Genomic DNA, 19,199 nt, shown 5'->3' on the forward strand with positions numbered 1-19,199 from the left:
TATCGATCAAGCGCGGGCGATCTTGAGCGAAGGGCGGTAGAATCACTGCACTTTAGTTATCCACAAGTGGCCGACCTTTGCTTATCGAGTCCCGTCGCCGCGCTTATTTGACCGCCATGCAGGTGGTCAACTGGCTGCCGCGCACCGAATTGCCCTTTGCTGCGCCCTCGCGCCCCGAACTGCTGGAGATGCCCGAGCCATTGGTCGTCACCCCGGTTGCGCCGGCTCCCGTGGCCGAGGCACCGATGGAGCCCGTGGTCAAACCGGCCGAACGGGTAAAAATCGAAGTGCCACGGCCATCGTTGGCCAGCACCCGCACGAACGCCAAGGTCGAAGAAGAGGAGGCCCCGGTCGCGATCAAGGCGCCGGTCGTGCCGCCACCGCGTTTCGCCCTTCAATTGCTGCGCACAGGTCGTTGCCTGTTGCTGGTGGAGTTACCCACAGGCGAAAGCTTCCAGACCCGCGATCCTGCCTATCTTTTGCTCAAGGACATGCTGCGCGCCGCCGGTCTGCCGGACAGCCCGCAGATCGTCGGCGAGCCGGTGCGCTGGCCACTGCTGGCTCGCGGCACCATGGATCAAGGGCCGGAAGCGGCTCGGGATTTCGTACAAGGCTTTCTGTCGGCCCGTCTCGAAGATGCTCCATGCGTCTGCCTGTGGCTGATCGGCTTGCCGGCGGTGCGTTTTGCCGGTGAGGCGAACGCCGAATCCTTCAACCGTGAACTTCAGGTCGAAGGCCTGGGTTCGGTCTGGGCCCTGCCGGGTCTGGAATTATTAATGGAAGAGCCACAGCGTAAGGCTGGTGTCTGGCAAGCCATGCGTCGGCTGATGGCGCGCTGGAAAGAATCGAATGAGTGACGCTGTATCGTTCCGCCCGATGACCGAGGCGGACCTGGACACTGTACTGAAAATTGAATACGCGGCTTACAGCCACCCCTGGACCCGCGGGATTTTTCTCGATGGCCTGGGCAAGTACCAGATCTGGCTGATGTTCGAAGGGCAGCAGCAGGTCGGTCATGGGGTGGTGCAGATCATTCTCGACGAGGCGCATTTGCTGAACATCACCGTCAAACCGGAAAATCAGGGCCGAGGCCTGGGTTTGACGCTGCTGGAGCATTTGATGTCGATTGCCTGCAAGGCAGAGGCACGGGAATGTTTTCTGGAAGTGCGCGACAGCAACCGGGCGGCATTTCGGTTGTATGAGCGGTATGGGTTCAACGAAATCGGACGTCGGCGCGATTACTACCCCGCTGTTGGCGGGCGCGAAGATGCGGTCGTCATGGCCTGCACCTTAGTTGACTGATACGCCTGTAGGAGCTGCTGAAGGCTGCGATCTTTTGATCTTTCCATGTCGCGGCAACAAAAGATCAAAAGATCGCAGCCTTCGGCAGCTCCTGCGTTGGAATCCGGTCAAATCTGTAGATCAACGCTTGCCATCCATTGGATCGCGCTGCGCCATCTCTGCTTCGTCCAACCCATTGCCCCCGCCGATGTCGTCCTCATCGACAATGCTCAAATCCCAATCCGCCTGGCCGTCTTCACCCTCTTCGTGGGCATCCCGTGCGCCGTCTTCACGGATCAGGGTTTCCGGGCTCATGTCATCGTCGGTGGACTCATGGTCATTGGTCGAGCCTCCGGTCATGCCAGCTTCACGGACGCGTTCGTCGGACATCTTCTGCGCACGCTCGCGTTCGGGGATCAGGTCGCCGATTCTGGTGCCCGGTTCTTCCTCGTCGAAATCCAGCTCATGCACTGAGCCCATGCGGTCTTCGTTGTCGTCGATGGGCTCGGGTTGCGCCTTATCGAACGGACGTCGTGAATCAGTCATGGCATTCCCTCATACTGTAGGCCTTACTACAGTTGACCCACTGGGCTTGCGAGAATTCCACCGGCATGGAGCATCGGATAGCCATTAAATGCATCAGGGCATCATGGGGGATCTGCATCTTGCGCGTGACCCGGACAGACGGTTGTCTGTCAAACCAGCGCATCATTATCGAGGCTTCATTGCATGAACGAATTACAAGATCTGATTGATAACAATGAGCGCTGGGCCGACGCGATCACCCAGGAAGATCCTGATTTCTTCGCCAAGCTGGCCCGTCAACAAACCCCGGAATACCTGTGGATCGGTTGCTCCGATGCCCGCGTGCCAGCCAATGAAATCGTCGGCATGCTGCCGGGCGATCTGTTTGTGCACCGCAACGTGGCCAACGTTGTACTGCACACCGACCTCAATTGCCTGTCGGTGATTCAATACGCGGTCGATGTACTCAAGGTCAAACACATCCTGGTCACCGGCCACTACGGTTGTGGCGGTGTACGCGCCTCGATGCAGGACCGTCAGTTGGGCCTGATCGACGGCTGGCTGCGCTCGATTCGCGATCTCTATTATGAAAAGCGCGACGAACTGGCCAAGTTGTCCACCGAAGAAGAGCGGGTCGACCGCCTCTGCGAACTCAATGTGATTCAGCAGGTGGCCAACGTCGGTCATACCAGCATTGTGCAAAACGCCTGGCACCGCGGGCAGAGCTTGTCGATCCATGGTTGCATCTATGGCATCAAGGATGGACGCTGGAAAAGCCTGAACGCCACCATCAGCGGTTTCGAACAGTTACCACCGCAGTACCGTTTGCGTCCGGTCGAGGCGTTGTAAAGCCTTTTAGATGAGACTTCGTCGACGCCAGTGTTGAAAAAACTGTTCGCCATTGGCGTTCGGCGACTCGTCATAGCCGATGATCCAGCCACGGCAGGACGGACAACCGCAGCGGCAGGCGAACTGCCGCAGCAGCTTGTCTTCTGTCGCGGCGAAATCCATCGTCAGCCGGTCACCCTTTTTGATGTCCTTGAGCGCCCATATCCACAGTTCGCTCATGTCGAGAAAGACGTTGGGGTCGCAGGAGTGGTTCAGTAGACCGCAGAAGCGCGGATCGTAGACGTGGATGCCTGGCGCCAGCTGCCGGGTGTGTCGGCAGCGATAGGGCAACAGATGTCCAGAAACCCTGCAGATTCGGCTGATGCGGGGGAACTCGCGCAGTGCCATGACAGCTATTGCCGATCCCTGAGTGTTGCAGATGATTTCAAAGTCGTCTTTGGAGGGGAATCCAAGGCGAAGGGGCAACTCTACAAACGGATAGATGCCATTTGATGGCGGTGGGGGTATTGCCTGTTCTGCATGAGCTCTCATAACAATCCTTGTCAGTCGAGTGCTACGACCGCCGTCTACTGACATCCTGTCAGCCCTGCAGCACATGGGTATGCCCCAAGACTCTCGCAAATGAAACCATCAGTCTACTGTCAAATATGACAGGCGAAAAAGGCTCTTTCCCGCGTCAGCCATGGCTCACGCGGGAAAGACTTTCATCGTTTACAAGTGCGGGGCAGGAGCAGAGGTCGCAAGAGACGGGCTCTTCAGCTGTTTCAGCTGGGATTTGACCGTCGTTGTTGCGCATTTGGCCACGGCCTGTTCAGGCGTCAGGTTGCGGATCGAGGTGTAGAACAGTTCGCAGGTTTTTTCTTTCTGGGTCACTTGCCAGGTTTGAGTACAGCTTTTCAGCTGAACGGTAGGGTCAGTGCCCGGTTTGCTGCCCATCCCGGCCTGCCAGCACGCGGCGCTCAAATCCTGGCCCATGACTTTCAGCCCTGCAGCGTCCGCCTTGGCCTGGGCATCGCTGCCGCTATAGGCCTCGGGGTCGGCGGCGTACCAGATGTAGCTCGGGTGATTGGAACCCAGTACTGGTACTTTCACACCCTCGCTCGGGCTGATGGTTGCCAGACCCAGGACGTCTACGGTCGGCCCGTATTGTTGCTTGATCCAGTTACGCACCGGTGCGCCGAAGGCGACCATTGGCAATGCTGCGCCACTGGCGTTCTGGCTGACTTCCTTGACCATGGTGGTCTGGTAATCCTTGAAGTAGTCGTAGACGCCTTCAAGGTCCTTACCGGCGCTGGATGGCGCGGCAATCGGCGCGATGTCGATGATGGTCTGATAGCCCGGTGTCTGGTCGGCGGGGATGCCGTTGGCAGTCAGCAGCGTGGCCCAACGGTCGGTCGTCTTGGACTCCAGGTAGTCCTGGGCCAGGGTCAGCGAGTAATCCGGCGGGAAGTGCAGCAATTCGACGCTTTTGCGATTTTCCAGCGCCATGCCCAGCGGCAGGAACAAGTACCAGTTGTAGGTCCATTTGCCATCGGCACTCAGTTTGCTGGCGCCGTTGTAAGCCAAATCCCCAGCCTGGAGCAATGCGTTCAGTGGCTTGTCATAGCCTTTGGGCACACCGCTGATAGTGGCGTAGAGCTGCTTGTTGTCGGTTTTGACCACTACTTTTGCGGTGTTGTAGCCATCGCGTTGTACGCTTTGCGTCAGGTAGTGCTCGACGGTCTGTTCCAGTGTCCAGTTGCGATAGCAGATGACGTTGCAGTTGTTGGGGTAGGCGAACAGGCGGGTAACGCGTTCGGTACTGCCCAGATTCAGATCGACATCAGCGTGAGCGGCGGCACTCAGGGTGAGTGCGGCCAGGGTGAGTCCTGCGAGTTTGAACATGCTCAGATCCTTTTCAGCGTGAGCCCTCGGAGGCAGGGCGGGTACATCTTGAAACTACTTGTGTCGAGCGGTCTAGTACCCATCTGAAAAGAATGCCAGTCCAAGAGTGCCCTTCATGCTTGAAAGTACGCGCTAGCAGTAAGGTGGCATTGGGATCCTGGGCTAGCGGGTTGTCCACAAGCGCATTTGCGTAGACCATGGGCGCCTTGGTTTTTTGCCTGCCAGAGTTCTTTTCCATGACTGCCAACACAGATGCGCGCCCGGCGCCCTTCACCCGCTCGGACTACAAAACACTGGGGCTAGCAGCCCTTGGCGGTGCGCTGGAAATCTACGATTTCATCATTTTCGTATTTTTCGCGCTGACCCTCAGTCAACTGTTCTTCCCACCCGAAATGCCTGAGTGGCTGCGTCTGCTGCAAAGCTTCGGGATTTTCGTTACCGGTTACCTGGCGCGGCCATTGGGCGGGATCCTGATGGCGCATTTCGCCGATCGACTGGGGCGCAAGAAGGTTTTCAGCCTGAGCATCCTGATGATGGCGTTGCCGTGTCTGCTGATCGGGATCATGCCGACCTACGCCCAGATCGGTTATTTCGCACCGTTGTTGCTATTGGGCCTGAGGGTCCTGCAAGGCGCGGCGGTAGGCGGTGAAGTGCCGAGTGCCTGGGTGTTCGTGGCCGAGCATGCACCGGTCGGGCATCGCGGCTATGCCCTCGGTTTCCTGCAGGCGGGGCTGACCTTCGGCTACTTGATCGGAGCCCTGACGGCGACATTTCTGGCACAGACGTTCACCCCGGCGGAAATTCTTGATTACGCTTGGCGCTACCCGTTTCTGTTGGGCGGTGTGTTTGGCGTCATCGGTGTCTGGCTACGTCGCTGGCTCAGTGAAACCCCGGTATTCATTGCGATGCAGGCCCAACGCGAGGCTACTGTGGAACTGCCGCTGCGCACGGTCCTGCGGGAGCACCGCCTGGCGATGCTGCCGGCGATGATCCTCACCTGCGTGCTGACCTCGGCCGTGGTGGTATTCGTGGTCATTACCCCGACCATGATGCAAAAAACCTTCGGCATGACCGCCAGTCATACCTTCGCCCTGAGTGCCTTGGGCATCGTGTTTCTGAACATCGGCTGTGTGCTCGCGGGGCTGCTTGTCGATCGCATCGGCGCCTGGCGCACGGTGATGCTGTATAGCCTGCTGCTGCCTCTGGGTATTGGCGTGCTCTACACCTGCCTGATCATTGAAGGCCAATGGCTCGGTCTGGCCTATGCAGTGGCAGGCCTCTCTTGCGGGGTAGTCGGCGCAGTGCCGTCGGTGATGGTCAGCCTGTTTCCGGCGCGGATTCGCGTCTCGGGGATTTCCTTTACCTACAACATTGCCTACGCCGCCTGGGCCAGCGTCACACCGCTGTTGTTGATCGGTCTGATGCCGTGGAGTCCGTGGATTTGTGTGATTTTCTGCGCAGTGATGGGGGCGGTGGGCATCAGCAGCGCGGCGTATTTCGGCGCGCGAGTACCGCGAATTGGGCGCTGTTCGGTAGCCGGCGCGGTATAAAGGTGTTCGTGTTGCCACTATTTTTGTAGGACAACCCTGAAACACTCTTCAGAAAATATCCCCAAGGCCGATGGCTAGGCTGTATGCAGCTTTTTATCCCTGTCCGTCGGTGCCTCCCATGTTCAACAAACGCTTGAAGCAGGAGCTGTCGGCTCTTCGCGAAGAACTCTCCAGCCTTCAGCAAGTCAAGGAGAGCCTGGACAGCGAGATGCTGGTCCTGACCCTTGATTCCGATGGCAGGATTCAATCGGCCAACCAGAACTTCATGGGTGAAATGCTCTACAAGGGCAACGAACTGGACGGCCGGCACATCGAAGACATCGTCCCGGTTCATGTGAAGTCGGACGAATTCCACCGCCGCTTCAAGACTGCACTGACCCGTGGCGAGCATTTTGCCGGCACGGTTCGTTTATTGCGGGGCACTGGTGCCGAAGCCTGGCTGCGGTCGATCATGCAGCCGGTGCGCTCCGGGGATGGCCGGATCAAACACTTCTCGATTTACTCCAGCGACCTGACCCGCACCATCGAGGCGTCTCGTGAACATGAGAACCTGATCGGCGCGCTAGTGCGCTCGACGGCGGTCATCGAGTTCGACCTCAATGGCAACGTGCTGACGGCCAACGAGCGGTTTCTCAACGGCATGGGTTACAGTCTGGCGCAGGTCCAGGGCAAACATCACCGCACCTTCTGTGAACCAGAGGAATACAACAGCCCCGAGTATCAGAACTTCTGGCGCCGCTTGAACGCCGGCGAATTTGTGGCCGATCGTTTCAAGCGTATCGATAGCCACGGTCGCGTGGTCTGGCTGGAGGCTTCCTACAACCCAGTCGTCGACGCCAACAACAAGCTCTACAAAGTGGTGAAATTCGCTACGGTGATAACCGATCAGGTCAATCAGGAGCAGGCCGTCGCCGAAGCGGCCAACATCGCCTACAGCACCTCGTTGCAAACCGACAGCAGCGCCCAGCGCGGTACCACCGTAGTGACTCAAGCGGTGGACGTCATGCGTGACTTGGCCAAACACATGCAAACTGCTGGCGAAGGCATCGAGGCGCTGAACGAGCAATCACTGGTGATCGGCACCATCGTCAAAACCATCAGTGGCATCGCCGAACAGACCAACCTGCTAGCGCTCAACGCGGCCATCGAAGCCGCTCGCGCCGGTGAGCAGGGTCGAGGTTTTGCCGTGGTGGCTGATGAAGTCCGGCAACTGGCCTCGCGAACCAGCCAGGCGACCGACGAAATTGTCGGCGTTGTGCGCCAGAACCAGGACATGGCGCGCAACGCCGTGACCCTGATGACCGATGGCAGACTCCAGGCCGAACAGGGGCTGGCGCTGGCGGCGGAGGCGGGCACAGTGATCGTCGAGATCCAGGACGGGGCGCAGAAAGTGGTGAACGCGGTTGGGCAGTTTGCCAATCAGTTATCGACTTGATGCTATCTGTGCGGCGTGAATAGCCCTAAAAAGGTCACGCCTGCTTTTGCGGCTTGATCAGACCAGGATTCTTCGCTAACAAAAAAAGGCCTACCTCCCGGTAAGCCTTTCCCCAGTTTTGCGTACGACTCAATCCCCCAACGCTTCTCCCTCGCGTCGCGGATCGGCCCCGCCGGCCAACGCGGCTTTGCCCTGCGCATCCTTGACCTGAACAATCGCCTGAGTCCCGCTGGTCATGTCGATCTCGTTCACGTTGTGCCCTTTGTCCTTCAGTGCCTGAATCAGCTCTTCGCTGAACTGCCCCCGTTCCAGTTCGGTCGGGCCGTTGCGGCTGCCGAAATTGGGCAGGCTGATGGCCGCTTGCGGGTCGAGGTTCCAGTCGAGCAGGCCGATGGTGGATTTGGCCACGTATTCGATGATCTGCGAGCCGCCGGGGGAGCCGACGGTGGCCAGGAACTCGCCGTTCTGACGGTCGAAGATCAGCGTGGGTGCCATGGACGAGCGCGGGCGTTTACCCGGTTCAACACGGTTGGCGACTTTTTGCCCATTCTCTTCGGGAATGAACGAGAAGTCGGTCATCTGGTTGTTGAGCAGGAACCCCTGGACCATCAGGTGCGAGCCAAATGCTGCCTCCACGGTGGTGGTCATGGACACGGCGCCGCCTTCGTCATCGACTGCTACCACTTGCGAGGTGGAGATGCGCAGTGGCGAGCGGTCCGGCGCATAGGCAACCCGAATGCCCGGTGGGGTACCGGGTTTGGCCTGCCCCATGCTGCGATCGCCAATCAAGGAGGCGCGGCTGGTCAGATAAGTCGGGTCGATCAGACCTTTTACCGGCACAGGTACGAAGTCGGTGTCGGCGACGTACTGCGCTCGGTCGGCGTAAGCCAGGCGCTCGGCTTCGGCGATCAGGTGCACAGCTTCTGGGGCGGGTTCGATGCCTGCCGGTTTGCTAGTCTTGAGCGGTTTGAGTGGTGCCAGGGCAAAACGCGGGTGGCGGGATTCCAATGCCTGCAAGGTGCCAAGAATTTGCGCCACGGCGATCCCGCCCGACGACGGTGGCGGCATGCCGCAAACCTGCCAGCGTTTGTAGTCGGTGCATAACGGCGCGCGTTCCTTGGCCTTGTAGCCTTGAAGATCGTTTAGCGACAGGCTGCCGGGGTTGGCGTGGCCCTGAACCTTGGCGATGATCTCGTTTGCGATTGGTCCTTTGTACAGGGCATCGGGACCTTCCTTGGCGATGCGCTTGAACACTGCGGCCAGTGCCGGGTTTTTCAGCTGTGTACCGATGGCTTTCGGGCTGCCATCGGCATTCAGAAAGTAGGCGGCCATGTCTGGTGAACGCTGTATGAACGCGTCTGCCGCGATCAGTTGATGCAGGCGTGGCGAAATGGCGAAGCCTTGTTCCGCCAGTTCGATGGCGGGCTCGAACAACTTCGCCCACGGCAGACGACCGTTTTTCTGATGGGCCAGCTCCAGCGCCCGCAATACACCCGGCGTCCCCACCGAGCGCCCGCCGATCTGTGCCTGGGTGAACGGCATCGGTTTGCCGTCGGCTTGCAGGAACAGTTTCTCGGTGGCGCCGGCCGGAGCGGTTTCGCGCCCGTCATAGGTGCGTACAGCCTTGCCATCCCACAGCACAATCAACGCGCCACCACCGATACCCGACGATTGCGGTTCGACCAGCGTCAACACCGCTTGCATGGCAATGGCCGCATCAATCGCCGAGCCGCCCTGACGCAGCATCTTGCGCCCGGCTTCGGCTGCCAGCGGGTTGGCGGCTGCGGCCATGTGTTTCGAGGCGTGCCGGGTCTGCAGGTCGGTGCGATATCCGGAGGCGATTTCTGGCGCGACCGGCAGAGTAGAGACTGGCGGCGAAGAGGGCAGGGTATTACACGCGGCGAGGGTTAAAGCGGTGGCGATCAGCGAAAAAGCTGACAGGCGATAGCGACTCAAGTGGAAGGCTGAGAACACGCGGGGCACTCCGTCCATGGGATAAAATGTCCGGGGACTTTATCGGCCTGGGGGACGCGACGCAAATCAGGTCCGCTGTCCTGAAACAATGCCACTTTTCTCGAGGCATAAAAAAACGGCCTACCTTTCGGTAAGCCGTTTTTAGTACTTGGTGGCTACACAGGGACTTGAACCCCGGACCCCAGCATTATGAATGCTATGCTCTAACCAACTGAGCTATGTAGCCAAGTGGCGCGCATTATTCACCTGTAATGGAAATGCGTCAAGCGTAAATTTAAAATATTTCTCTACACTTTCAACCGCTTATCCCGCAGGCCCGAAAAATCGGGCTGGCGGAGGGCGTCAACTGAGCTGAAATCTGCCGGTATTGGCACTCAAGGCCTTACTGCCCTGGCTCAAGGTGTCTGCCGCAAGGTTCACCGCCCGTGCGCCGTCAAGTAAGCGTACCGCCGCCTGATCGACTTGCTGGATGTTGCCGCTGACTTCATCGGCGGTGCTCGCTTGCTCTTCGACAGCGGTGGCGATCTGCGCCAGGGTGTCGGTGACGCTCTGCACCGCGCTGGCGATTTCCCCCAGGCGCTCGCCGAGACCGGTGACGGCTTGCGCATCCGATTGTGCCTGGCCGCAGGCGGCTTCCATCAGGCTTACCGCTTCATTGACTGTGCTGCGCAAGCTGTCGACGGTGCCGGCGATTTGTGCGGTGGAGGATTGGGTGCGTTGCGACAGGCTACGGACTTCATCGGCCACTACGGCAAAACCACGACCTTGCTCACCGGCCCGTGCGGCCTCGATGGCGGCGTTGAGGGCCAGCAGGTTGGTCTGCTCGGCGACGCCGCGAATGGTATCGACCACCAATTGAATTTGCTGTCCTTGTTCGCTGACCCGACCCAATGCCGCTGCGGTGTCGTTCAAACGCTGATTGAGCTGCTGTATACTCGCTGTCGTGCGTTGGCTGTCACGGCTGCTGTCGGCGGCGATGCGCTGGGTATGCTGAGCGCTGCCTGAGGCCTGTTCGCAACTCTGGGCGACCCCTTGAGAGGTCGCGGCCAATTGCGTGGCTGCAGCGGCGATCTGGCTGATCTGCAGTTGCTGAGCTTCGACTTCCCCAAGGGCGCCACTCGAGTGATGGTTGAGGGTGCGCACCGCGTTGCTCAGTTGCAGGGTTTCGTGATCGACCCCCAACAGACTGTTGCGCAGTTGCACCACGGCGACATTCAAGGCGGTGCTGATTACCGCCAGTTCGTCGCGGCCCTGCACCGGTACTTGCAAGCTCAGGTTGCCGTCACGCAGTGCTTCGGCCAGGAGCGTGATGCCACTGGCGCTGCGACGGATTGAAGCCTGCAGACAGATAAACAGGTACAGCGCGGCCAGCAGCAGGCAGCCAAAAATTATCGCCACCAGAATGAACTGGCGGATGGCCGAGCCGTGGTAATAATCCAGCCGTTGATCCAGGGAAACCAACGATTGCTGACGCAACGAGGCGAGGTCGCCGAGGAGGGCGTCGAGGCTGCGTTCAAAGTCTTCCGGCTTGAGGTTGATGCTGCCGCCGAAGACGCCCTCGTCCAGCACTTTCAAACCGGCGTCCAGGTGTTTGAGGCTGTCGTGGTATTGCCCGGCCCAAGTTTGCAGTGCGCTGGGCAGGCGTGTTTCCAGCAGGCCAGCTGTTTTAACAAGCTGCTCCCGCGCATCGCCGATGCGACTGCGCAAGTCCCGCAGTTGCAGGCGGCTTTGCAGGGTGAACTGCCCGGATACCACTGAGGCCTGACCGACCGCGGCGAGACGCCCGACCCGTTCGATCAGGTCCGGTGCGTGTTGCGTGGAAATCTGCGTCAGCAGCCAGGTTTCCAGCCACGGTGCGAGGGTCAGGCGAGTGTCCATGGCAATTTGTTCGCGCAAGGCTTGCAGAGCACTCAAGGCATGGGTGAAGCGATCGTAACCATCTGGCCACCAACCGACGTTGCTCAGGCTTTTCGAGTCCAGGCCGGTGAGGGCGGATTGCAGAGCCTGAAAGCGGGTGAGGGTTTGCTCCTCGGCGCCTTCGGTTTTCAGGGCATTGCCCAGGTCCATGGTGGCTTGGGCAACGGCCGGCTGAACCGCGTCGAACGCTGCCATGGCTGCGATGGTTGCGGGTGTCGGCTGGCGATTGGTTTCGGTGGCGCGCCAACGAGCGGCGCGGTCACGCTGGGCGGAGAGCAGGTTGTCGAGCGCATCGAGGGCGAGCAATTGCCGAACCCCGGCGCGTTCGCCAGAGATCAGGCTCAACTTGTCACGATAGTCCTGACCGATCATCCACAAGCTGCCCGCCAGCGGCAGGATAAACAACAGAAACAGCAGCTGAAATTTGCGCGCGAAGCCGAAACGCCCCAGCAGCCCGATCCCCGGTGATAAAAAAGCCTGCATGCCCCATGACTCCTCTGGACACCACGCACCATTGGCGTGCGTCGAGGTCATTGCGACCGCGACTTGTGCCCTTCTAAAAGGCCTCGAAAGTTCACCCTTGGTCCGCTCTGTAGGCCGACTCTGTAGCGAAACTTCCCATTCTCGGTCCCCTTTGTAAGGGGCCGCGTTGAAGCGGATAAGCAAGGCAAGATTCAGACCATGGCGTTGCGCTATCACCTTTTATTAAGGTCGTTAGCAGGCTAAGGGGATGGCGCAACCGCACTAAAAAATGGCACATTGACCGACCTGCCTGTGCGCACCCATCCGCAGTACGGAAACTCTCATGGCCATTAGCAACGTTCAGTCCGCCGCGACGTCGGCGCCCGCCACTTCACAAAGCAGTCCGTTGGTCATGCGCATCATCGGCGCGGTGGCGCTGGCGCATTTGATCAACGACTTGATTCAGGCGGTATTGCCGTCGATCTATCCGATGCTCAAGGCCAGCTATGGCCTGACTTTCACCCAGATCGGCCTGATCACCCTGACTTTCCAACTGACGGCGTCGCTGTTGCAACCATGGGTCGGTTACCACACGGATCGTCATCCCAAGCCCTGGCTGTTGCCGGCCGGTACCGTGTGCACATTGATCGGCATTCTGATGATGTCGGTGGTCGGAAGTTTTCCGATGATTCTGCTGGCGGCGGGGTTGATCGGTGTCGGTTCATCGACCTTTCACCCGGAAGCTTCTCGGGTGGCGCGATTGGCTTCGGGTGGGCGTTTCGGCTTGGCGCAGTCGACGTTTCAGGTCGGTGGTAATGCGGGCTCGGCCTTCGGGCCGTTGCTGGCGGCGGCGATCATCATTCCCTACGGTCAGGGTCATGTGGCCTGGTTCGGATTGTTCGCGCTGTTTGCACTGTTCGTGCTGTATCGGATCAGTCGCTGGTACGCCAACCATCTGAATCTGTTCAAGCTCAAACAAGGTCAGGCAGCGACTCATGGCCTGTCGAAACGACGGGTGATCAGCGCACTGGTAGTGCTCGGGCTTCTGGTGTTTTCCAAGTACTTCTACATGGCCAGCCTGACCAGTTACTTCACGTTCTACCTGATTGAAAAATTCGACCTGTCGGTGGCCAGCTCGCAGCTGCATTTGTTCCTGTTTCTCGGTGCTGTAGCGGCGGGGACCTTCTTCGGCGGGCCGATCGGCGACAAGATCGGGCGCAAGGCGGTAATCTGGTTCTCGATCCTTGGCGTCGCACCGTTCACGCTGCTGCTGCCCCATGTAGACCTGTTCTGGACCAGCGTCCTGAGCGTGGTGATCGGTTTCATCCTCGCCTCGGCGTTCTCGGCCATTGTGGTGTATGCCCAGGAGCTGGTGCCAGGGAACGTCGGAATGATTGCCGGGGTATTCTTCGGTCTGATGTTCGGTTTCGGCGGGATTGGCGCGGCATTGCTTGGGCATCTGGCGGATATTCACGGCATTGAATACGTGTACTTCCTGTGCTCGTTCTTGCCGCTGCTGGGGGTGTTGGCGATCTTCTTGCCAAGAACCCGAAAAGTCTGAGGCGGACCGGCAAAGTCAGCCGTTTCGATAGATATAGCTATACGCGTTAATCGCTGGTACCCCGCCGAGATGTGCATAAAGTACCTTCGACCCCGTCGGGAAAAACCCCTGGCGGACGAGATCAATGAGGCCTTGCATGGATTTTCCCTCGTAGACCGGGTCCGTCATCATGCCTTCCATGCGAGCGCACAAACGGATGGCTGCGTTGGTTTCTTCTGATGGAATGCCGTAGGCCGGATAGGCGTAGTCTTCTTTAAGGACAACATCGTCAGCGGTGATTTCCTGGCCAAGCCCAATAAGCTGCGCCGTATGCTGAGCAATTGCCAATACTTGTGCCCTGGTTTGCTCAGGCGTGGCAGAGGCGTCAATACCAATCACATTGCGAGCACGACCATCCTTGGCGAACCCCACCAGCATGCCCGCATGGGTGGAGCCAGTCACCGTGCAGACGATGATGTAATCAAATTTGATCCCCATCCTGGCTTCTTGCTCGCGTACTTCTTCGGCGAAGCCGACATAGCCCAGACCTCCATATTTGTGCATGGACGCACCGGCGGGAATAGCATAGGGTTTGCCTCCTTTGGCCTTGACGTCCTCCAGCGCCCGCTCCCAGCTCTCGCGGATACCGATATCGAAACCTTCGTCGACGAATTCAATCTCCGCTCCCAGCACGCGGCTCATCAGAATATTCCCAACCCGGTCGTAGACCGCATCCGGGAATGGAACCCAGCTTTCTTGAACGAGACGGCACTTCATACCGAGTTTGGCCGCGACAGCTGCGACCTGGCGCGTGTGGTTCGACTGGACGCCACCGATGGACACTAACGTGTCTGCCTGCGAAGCGATTGCATCGGGAATGATGTATTCCAGCTTTCGGATCTTGTTGCCGCCAAACGCAAGTCCAGAGTTGCAGTCCTCACGTTTGGCATAGAGTTCGATATTGCCACCGAGACAGGCCGATAGACGATTCAGTTTCTCGATCGGTGTTGGGCCAAACATGAGTGGATAGCGTTCAAATTTTTCCAACATGACGGTTCTCCAGATCAGGGATGAGCCGTTTTTAGTCTAGCAGAGCACCTGTGAGGGAGTTGCGCGTTAGGCACCGCGATCCCAAAAAGCAAAATCCCCGTATCAGCGAGTGATTACGGGGATTTTCTGTCTATCGAGTTCCGTGTAAATCCACGGTCACCGTTACACGTTAAAACGGAAGTGCATCACGTCGCCGTCTTTAACGATGTAGTCCTTGCCTTCCAGGCGCCATTTACCAGCTTCTTTGGCGCCGGCTTCGCCCTTGTACTGAATGAAGTCGTCGTAAGCGATGACTTCGGCGCGGATGAAGCCTTTTTCGAAGTCGGTGTGGATCACGCCGGCGGCTTGTGGTGCGGTGGCGCCGACGCGGACGGTCCAGGCGCGGACTTCTTCGACACCGGCGGTGAAGTAGGTCTGCAGGTGCAGCATTTCGTAGCCAGCGCGGATTACGCGGTTCAGGCCAGGCTCTTCGAGGCCCAGGGCTTCGAGGAACATGTCTTTCTCTTCACCGTCTTCCAGTTCGGCGATTTCGGCTTCGATCTTGTTGCAGACCGGAACCACCATGGCGCCTTCTTCTTCGGCGATGGCTTTGACGATGTCCAGCAGCGGGTTGTTTTCGAAACCGTCTTCAGCGACGTTGGCGATGTACATGACCGGCTTGGTGGTCAGCAGATGGAAGCCACGAATCACCGCTTTGTCGTCGGCGCCCATGTTCTTCATCAGCGTGCGCGCTGGCTTGCCGAGGGTGAAGTGAGCGATCAATTGCTCCAGCAGGCCTTTCTGGACTACGGCGTCCTTGTCACCCCCTTTGGCGTTACGGGCGACTTTCTGCAGTTGCTTCTCGCAACTGTCGAGGTCGGCGAAGATCAGTTCCAGGTCGATGATCTCGATGTCGCGTTTCGGGTCGACGCTGTTGGAGACGTGAATCACATTCTCGTCTTCGAAGCAGCGGACCACGTGAGCGATAGCATCGGTCTCGCGAATGTTGGCGAGGAATTTGTTGCCCAGGCCTTCACCTTTCGAGGCACCGGCAACCAGGCCGGCGATGTCGACGAATTCCATGGTAGTCGGCAGGATGCGCTTGGGATTGACGATGACCGCCAGGGCTTCCAGACGCGGATCCGGCATCGGCACGATACCGGTGTTCGGCTCGATGGTGCAGAAGGGGAAGTTCTCGGCCGCGATCCCGGATTTGGTCAGGGCGTTGAATAGGGTGGACTTGCCGACGTTAGGCAGGCCGACGATGCCGCAATTGAATCCCATGGTGTTTTCCCCGAGGAGTGAGTCAGGCCTTCTGGCTGTGCAGGTTTTTCATCGCGCGGTTCCATTCGCCGGCGAGGATATCCGGCAGCACGCCGAGGGCAAAGTCGATGCTGGCATCGAGTTTTTCCTGTTCGGCGCGTGGCGCACGACCCAGGACGAAATTTGAAACCATACTGGCAACGCCCGGGTGGCCAATGCCAAGCCGCAAGCGGTGAAAGGTATTCTGATTGCCCAGTTGCGCGATGATGTCGCGCAACCCGTTGTGACCGCCATGGCCGCCGCCCTGTTTGAGCTTGGCAACGCCCGGAGGCAGATCGAGTTCGTCATGCGCCACCAGGATTTCTTCAGGCTTGATGCGGAAGAAGCCGGCAAGTGCCGCGACGGCCTGGCCGCTGCGGTTCATGTAGGTGGTGGGAATCAGCAGGCGAACATCCTGACCCTGATGCGAATAGCGCCCGGTCAGGCCGAAATATTTGCGATCGGCCACAAGGTTGACACCCTGCGCGTGCGCGATGCGCTCAACAAAAAGGGCCCCTGCGTTATGCCGGGTCTGTTCGTATTCAGCGCCTGGATTTCCCAGGCCAACGATCAGTTTGATGGCAGTCACGATAGGGGCCCTTCCTTGGAGTGGTGGATAACATCACCGCAACCAGTGTGTGCGGCGAAAGTGGACGACAAGTGCTCATTTACCATTATGTAAACTCCGCGTTCTCGCCCGCTTTCTCGCTACGCTCTAGTCCGCGATGTTCCGGTCACTCCGGCGAACAGAGTGAAATTACTCTGCTGCGCCTTCAGTAGCTTCTGGAGCAACACGTGGAGCGTGAACGTTGGCAACAGCCAGGTCGTTACCGTGAGCCAGAGCAACAAACTCAACGCCTTTAGGGGCTTTGAGGTCAGACAGGTGAATGATCGCGCCGACTTCGGCATCAGCCAGGTCAACTTCGATGAATTCAGGCAGGTCTTTCGGCAGGCACGAAACTTCGATTTCAGAAACAACGTGCGAGATTTCGCCGCCTTTCTTGATCGGAGCAGCTTCGCCAACGAAGTGTACAGGCACGATAGCGGTCAGTTTCTGGCCAGCTACAACGCGTACGAAGTCGGCGTGCATCACGTGGCCTTTGGCCGGGTGACGCTGCAGGGCTTTGATGATTACGTTTTGCTTGGTGCCGCCAACGTTCAGCTCGATGATGTGGCTGTAAGCCGCTTCGTTTTCGAGCAGTTTGGCAACTTCTTTAGCCAGCATGCTGATGGATTCAGGGGCTTTTTCGCCACCGTAAACTACAGCTGGAACCAGGCTTGCGAGACGACGCAGGCGGCGGCTCGCACCTTTCCCCAGGTCGGAACGCACTTCAGCATTCAGAGTAAAATCGTTCATGTTGTATCTCCAAAATAACCACATTCGCCCCAGCGTTTGCGACCAGCGCTAAAGGCGATATGGGCAAAAAAGCCCCGCCCCGACAGGAATGCCGGGGCGGGGCGCTTTTCGTCAACGAGATGTAATGAAAAGGGCAGGGCCCTTAACGGAACATCGCGCTGATCGATTCTTCATTGCTGATGCGGCGGACCGCCTCGGCAACTACCGGCGCGATATCCAGTTGACGGATACGTGCACAGGCTTGTGCTGCAGCGGACAGCGGGATGGTATTTGTTACCACCAGCTCGTCCAGCACGGAATTTTCAATGTTTTCGATCGCCCGACCCGACAGCACAGGGTGCGTGCAGTAGGCGAAAACCTTGGCAGCGCCATGCTCTTTCAAGGCCTTGGCCGCGTGGCACAGAGTGCCGGCGGTATCGACCATGTCATCGACCAGAATACAGGTACGCCCTTCGACATCACCGATGATATGCATCACTTCAGAGTGATTGGCTTTCTCACGGCGTTTGTCGATGATCCCGAGATCCACGCCCAGGGATTTGGCAACAGCCCGTGCACGCACGACGCCACCAATGTCCGGGGACACGATCATCAGGTTTTCGAAGCGCTGATCTTCAATGTCATCCACCAGTACCGGGGAGCCGTAGATGTTATCTACCGGAATATCGAAGAAGCCCTGAATCTGGTCAGCATGCAAATCAACCGTGAGAACACGGTCGATGCCGACTACGGTAAGCATGTCAGCAACGACTTTCGCGCTGATAGCCACACGTGCGGAACGCGGACGGCGATCCTGACGGGCATAACCAAAGTAAGGAATAACAGCAGTGATACGAGTAGCCGAGGAGCGGCGGAAGGCATCAGCCATCACTACCAGTTCCATCAGGTTATCGTTGGTCGGAGCGCAAGTCGGCTGAATAATGAAAACGTCTTTACCGCGAACGTTTTCATTGATCTCGGCAGTAATTTCGCCGTCGGAGAACTTTCCGACAGAGATGTCACCGAGAGGGATATGCAGCTGACGTACAACACGCCGAGCCAGATCGGGGTTAGCGTTCCCCGTAAAGACCATCATCTTGGACACGCGCAGTACCTGAAGGCTGAGGGTAACCTGGATGAGTATAGAAAAATGGCAGGGGCGGCTGGATTCGAACCAACGCATGGCAGGATCAAAACCTGCTGCCTTACCGCTTGGCGACGCCCCTGTATCTGTTGCAACGAGTACCCAGTACCCGATTCCTGTTAGAGCAGACTTTGCAGCTTGCGATGCAACATCGAAACGTTGCTTCCTTTTGCTACAAACCCTGTAAGGGTCTCTGTCAGAAGGGCCGAGACTTTATCAGCTTCAGCTTTGCTTGGGAAGCCCCCAAACACACAACTTCCAGTTCCGGTGAGTTTTGCTTCGGTAAATTTACCTAACAAATTCAATGCGTTACGTACATCTGGATAACGCCTTGCTACCACCGGCAAGCAGTCATTTCGACTGTTTCCCTTGGGAACGGGGCGCACTTTAATGGGAGGAGTGTTACGTGTCAACAGTGGATCTGAAAAAATTTCTGCTGTACTTACAGATACTTGCGGCACCAGTACGAGATACCACGGTTCTTCGGGCTCTACAGGGGTGAGTTTTTCCCCCACGCCCTCGGCGAAAGCCGCGTGGCCACGCACGAAAACCGGGACGTCGGCGCCAAGCGTAAGGCCCAGCGCGGCCAGTCGATCCTCATCCCAACCCAGTTGCCAAAGATGATTGAGGCCCAGCAACGTGGTTGCCGCATTCGAACTGCCGCCACCGATTCCACCGCCCATGGGCAGGATTTTTTCGATCCAGATGTCGACGCCCAGCGAACATCCGGATTGCGCCTGAAGTTTTTTTGCGGCTTTGACGATCAGGTTGCTGTCGTGAGGGACGTCGGCGAATTCGGTGTGCAACCGAATCACGCCATCGTCGCGAACGGCGAAGGTGATTTCATCGCCGTAATCGAGGAACTGAAAAATCGTCTGCAACTCGTGGTAACCGTCTTCGCGACGACCGAGGATGTGCAGCATCAAGTTGAGCTTGGCGGGCGAGGGCAATGTCAGGCGTGGCGCAGTCAT

The 19,199-nt window shown here is 58.3% G+C and carries 16 protein-coding genes, 2 tRNA genes and 2 pseudogenes; 7 read left to right on the top strand and 13 right to left on the bottom strand.

Annotated elements, in window-relative coordinates; all coding sequences use genetic code 11:
* Nucleotides 1–116: 116 nt before the first annotated feature.
* Nucleotides 117–857 (top strand): energy transducer TonB, encoded by a 741-nt coding sequence (locus AB7M26_RS10125; RefSeq protein ID WP_123501340.1) that lies wholly within the window; start codon nucleotides 117–119, stop codon nucleotides 855–857.
* Complete coding sequence (gene rimI, locus AB7M26_RS10130; RefSeq protein ID WP_123501339.1) at nucleotides 850–1,302, top strand: ribosomal protein S18-alanine N-acetyltransferase; 453 nt, start codon at nucleotides 850–852, stop codon at nucleotides 1,300–1,302. The genes AB7M26_RS10125 and rimI overlap by 8 nt, the downstream gene beginning before the upstream one ends.
* A gap of 120 nt (nucleotides 1,303–1,422) precedes the next feature.
* Here rimI and AB7M26_RS10135 read toward each other — a convergent pair whose 3' ends face one another.
* On the bottom strand, nucleotides 1,423–1,827 hold the full coding sequence (locus tag AB7M26_RS10135) for a serine kinase/phosphatase (RefSeq protein ID WP_429374880.1): 405 nt from the start codon (nucleotides 1,825–1,827) through the stop codon (nucleotides 1,423–1,425).
* Between the two features lie 183 nt (nucleotides 1,828–2,010).
* On the opposite strand from AB7M26_RS10135, the gene can reads away from it, so the two are divergent.
* The gene (gene can / locus AB7M26_RS10140) at nucleotides 2,011–2,655 is read left to right on the top strand and encodes a carbonate dehydratase (RefSeq protein WP_052965823.1); all 645 of its coding nucleotides are present in this window, start codon (nucleotides 2,011–2,013) and stop codon (nucleotides 2,653–2,655) included.
* A 6-nt stretch (nucleotides 2,656–2,661) separates the two neighbouring features.
* On the opposite strand, the gene AB7M26_RS10145 is transcribed toward can, so the two are convergent.
* Entirely contained in the window at nucleotides 2,662–3,186 is a 525-nt protein-coding gene (locus AB7M26_RS10145) for an SET domain-containing protein-lysine N-methyltransferase (RefSeq protein WP_123501337.1), read from the bottom strand.
* 180 nt (nucleotides 3,187–3,366) lie between these two features.
* Complete coding sequence (locus AB7M26_RS10150) at nucleotides 3,367–4,539, bottom strand: hypothetical protein (RefSeq protein ID WP_123501335.1); 1,173 nt, start codon at nucleotides 4,537–4,539, stop codon at nucleotides 3,367–3,369.
* A 236-nt stretch (nucleotides 4,540–4,775) separates the two neighbouring features.
* Between AB7M26_RS10150 and AB7M26_RS10155 the strand changes: the two genes are divergently transcribed.
* The 3 genes and pseudogenes from AB7M26_RS10155 to AB7M26_RS10165 all read left to right on the top strand — a co-directional run.
* The gene (locus AB7M26_RS10155; RefSeq protein WP_123501349.1) at nucleotides 4,776–6,089 is read left to right on the top strand and encodes an MFS transporter; all 1,314 of its coding nucleotides are present in this window, start codon (nucleotides 4,776–4,778) and stop codon (nucleotides 6,087–6,089) included.
* 208 nt (nucleotides 6,090–6,297) lie between these two features.
* Nucleotides 6,298–6,984 (top strand): annotated as a pseudogene (locus AB7M26_RS10160) (PAS domain-containing protein); the annotation flags it as partial.
* Between the two features lie 108 nt (nucleotides 6,985–7,092).
* Nucleotides 7,093–7,524: pseudogene (locus tag AB7M26_RS10165) on the top strand (methyl-accepting chemotaxis protein); the annotation flags it as partial.
* Between the two features lie 129 nt (nucleotides 7,525–7,653).
* Here the strand turns inward: AB7M26_RS10165 and ggt are convergent.
* The 3 genes from ggt to AB7M26_RS10180 form a co-directional block, all read right to left on the bottom strand.
* Nucleotides 7,654–9,498 (bottom strand): gamma-glutamyltransferase, encoded by a 1,845-nt coding sequence (gene ggt, locus AB7M26_RS10170; RefSeq protein WP_123501331.1) that lies wholly within the window; start codon nucleotides 9,496–9,498, stop codon nucleotides 7,654–7,656.
* A gap of 149 nt (nucleotides 9,499–9,647) precedes the next feature.
* Nucleotides 9,648–9,724 (bottom strand) — tRNA-Met (locus AB7M26_RS10175).
* Nucleotides 9,725–9,840: 116 nt separating this feature from the next.
* Nucleotides 9,841–11,898 carry a methyl-accepting chemotaxis protein gene (locus AB7M26_RS10180; RefSeq protein ID WP_123501329.1) on the bottom strand — a complete coding sequence of 686 codons (2,058 nt, stop codon included), beginning with the start codon at nucleotides 11,896–11,898 and terminating at the stop codon, nucleotides 9,841–9,843.
* 322 nt (nucleotides 11,899–12,220) lie between these two features.
* Between AB7M26_RS10180 and AB7M26_RS10185 the strand changes: the two genes are divergently transcribed.
* A complete protein-coding gene (locus tag AB7M26_RS10185) occupies nucleotides 12,221–13,438 on the top strand; it encodes an MFS transporter (RefSeq protein ID WP_123501327.1) in 1,218 nt (405 codons plus the stop codon).
* Nucleotides 13,439–13,453: 15 nt separating this feature from the next.
* Here AB7M26_RS10185 and AB7M26_RS10190 read toward each other — a convergent pair whose 3' ends face one another.
* From AB7M26_RS10190 to ispE, 7 genes are all read right to left on the bottom strand, one after another.
* Nucleotides 13,454–14,467 carry a 1-aminocyclopropane-1-carboxylate deaminase gene (locus AB7M26_RS10190; protein ID WP_123501325.1) on the bottom strand — a complete coding sequence of 338 codons (1,014 nt, stop codon included), beginning with the start codon at nucleotides 14,465–14,467 and terminating at the stop codon, nucleotides 13,454–13,456.
* 162 nt (nucleotides 14,468–14,629) lie between these two features.
* Nucleotides 14,630–15,730 carry a redox-regulated ATPase YchF gene (gene ychF, locus AB7M26_RS10195; protein WP_123501323.1) on the bottom strand — a complete coding sequence of 367 codons (1,101 nt, stop codon included), beginning with the start codon at nucleotides 15,728–15,730 and terminating at the stop codon, nucleotides 14,630–14,632.
* A 22-nt stretch (nucleotides 15,731–15,752) separates the two neighbouring features.
* Entirely contained in the window at nucleotides 15,753–16,337 is a 585-nt protein-coding gene (gene pth / locus AB7M26_RS10200) for an aminoacyl-tRNA hydrolase (protein WP_007905795.1), read from the bottom strand.
* Between the two features lie 168 nt (nucleotides 16,338–16,505).
* The gene (locus tag AB7M26_RS10205; protein WP_123501321.1) at nucleotides 16,506–17,105 is read right to left on the bottom strand and encodes a 50S ribosomal protein L25/general stress protein Ctc; all 600 of its coding nucleotides are present in this window, start codon (nucleotides 17,103–17,105) and stop codon (nucleotides 16,506–16,508) included.
* Between the two features lie 142 nt (nucleotides 17,106–17,247).
* Complete coding sequence (locus tag AB7M26_RS10210; protein WP_003171603.1) at nucleotides 17,248–18,189, bottom strand: ribose-phosphate pyrophosphokinase; 942 nt, start codon at nucleotides 18,187–18,189, stop codon at nucleotides 17,248–17,250.
* A 46-nt stretch (nucleotides 18,190–18,235) separates the two neighbouring features.
* Nucleotides 18,236–18,310, bottom strand: a tRNA-Gln gene (locus tag AB7M26_RS10215).
* A 37-nt stretch (nucleotides 18,311–18,347) separates the two neighbouring features.
* Nucleotides 18,348–19,199 (bottom strand): 4-(cytidine 5'-diphospho)-2-C-methyl-D-erythritol kinase, encoded by an 852-nt coding sequence (gene ispE / locus AB7M26_RS10220; protein WP_123501319.1) that lies wholly within the window; start codon nucleotides 19,197–19,199, stop codon nucleotides 18,348–18,350.

The organism is Pseudomonas sp. F-14 TE3482, assembly GCF_053629455.1.

Excerpts from the sequence above, each read along its gene's own strand:
- AB7M26_RS10125 (WP_123501340.1), top strand. The coding sequence starts at position 117 with ATGCAGGTGGTCAACTGGCTGCCGCGCACCGAATTGCCCTTTGCTGCG.
- rimI (WP_123501339.1), top strand. The coding sequence starts at position 850 with ATGAGTGACGCTGTATCGTTCCGCCCGATGACCGAGGCGGACCTGGAC.
- AB7M26_RS10135 (WP_429374880.1), bottom strand. The coding sequence starts at position 1,827 with ATGACTGATTCACGACGTCCGTTCGATAAGGCGCAACCCGAGCCCATC.
- can (WP_052965823.1), top strand. The coding sequence starts at position 2,011 with ATGAACGAATTACAAGATCTGATTGATAACAATGAGCGCTGGGCCGAC.
- AB7M26_RS10145 (WP_123501337.1), bottom strand. The coding sequence starts at position 3,186 with ATGAGAGCTCATGCAGAACAGGCAATACCCCCACCGCCATCAAATGGC.
- AB7M26_RS10150 (WP_123501335.1), bottom strand. The coding sequence starts at position 4,539 with ATGTTCAAACTCGCAGGACTCACCCTGGCCGCACTCACCCTGAGTGCC.
- AB7M26_RS10155 (WP_123501349.1), top strand. The coding sequence starts at position 4,776 with ATGACTGCCAACACAGATGCGCGCCCGGCGCCCTTCACCCGCTCGGAC.
- AB7M26_RS10180 (WP_123501329.1), bottom strand. The coding sequence starts at position 11,898 with ATGCAGGCTTTTTTATCACCGGGGATCGGGCTGCTGGGGCGTTTCGGC.
- AB7M26_RS10185 (WP_123501327.1), top strand. The coding sequence starts at position 12,221 with ATGGCCATTAGCAACGTTCAGTCCGCCGCGACGTCGGCGCCCGCCACT.
- AB7M26_RS10190 (WP_123501325.1), bottom strand. The coding sequence starts at position 14,467 with ATGTTGGAAAAATTTGAACGCTATCCACTCATGTTTGGCCCAACACCG.
- ychF (WP_123501323.1), bottom strand. The coding sequence starts at position 15,730 with ATGGGATTCAATTGCGGCATCGTCGGCCTGCCTAACGTCGGCAAGTCC.
- AB7M26_RS10205 (WP_123501321.1), bottom strand. The coding sequence starts at position 17,105 with ATGAACGATTTTACTCTGAATGCTGAAGTGCGTTCCGACCTGGGGAAA.
- ispE (WP_123501319.1), bottom strand. The coding sequence starts at position 19,199 with ATGACTGCGCCACGCCTGACATTGCCCTCGCCCGCCAAGCTCAACTTG.